Here is a 494-nt window from a genome sequence, read left to right on the forward strand (position 1 = left end):
TGTATTTTTACTCACTTTTAAATGGCTAGAAAGACGGCGTATAGAAGGTAAACGTGTTCCAGTGGCAATATTTCCAACTTGAATCTCTGTTTTAAAATATTGATAGATTTGTAGATATAAAGGTTCTTTAGATTGTTCATTTAACAAGAATGTTATCTCCACAATAATCACATCCAATCTGACCCTGTTAAATACATTAAATCTGACACTTTCTACAATGTCAATTTGATTTTATAATTTTTCATAATAACTAAACTAAATGGCGAGTCGAGGAGGAAGTATAATGAACATTAGATATGCAAAGAGGGAATGTACAGACAAAAAGAAGATAGATTCTTTTATTCATCAAGCAAAAACAGGTTTTTTAGGCTTATCAACTAATGACCAACCGTATGTAATTCCATTGAATTTTGTTTGGTTTGATCACTGCATCTATTTTCACAGAGCAACAGAAGGAAGAAAGATTGATATTTTAAAAGAGAACAGTAATGTGT

Annotated in this window: 2 protein-coding genes; one reads left to right on the forward strand and one right to left on the reverse strand. The window is 30.6% G+C overall.

Features of this window, described 5'->3' with window-relative positions; genetic code table 11:
- Positions 1-171: GntR family transcriptional regulator (locus tag AOA60_RS34595; RefSeq protein WP_368731572.1), on the reverse strand; the 171-nt coding region annotated here is incomplete at its 3' end.
- A 112-nt stretch (positions 172-283) separates the two neighbouring features.
- Between AOA60_RS34595 and AOA60_RS13810 the strand changes: the two genes are divergently transcribed.
- Positions 284-494 (forward strand): pyridoxamine 5'-phosphate oxidase family protein (locus tag AOA60_RS13810; RefSeq protein WP_178075357.1); only part of this gene is annotated, 211 nt, incomplete at its 3' end.

This window comes from Pseudomonas sp. 2822-17, assembly GCF_002742485.1.
Classification (GTDB): domain Bacteria; phylum Pseudomonadota; class Gammaproteobacteria; order Pseudomonadales; family Pseudomonadaceae; genus Aquipseudomonas; species Aquipseudomonas cyclaminis.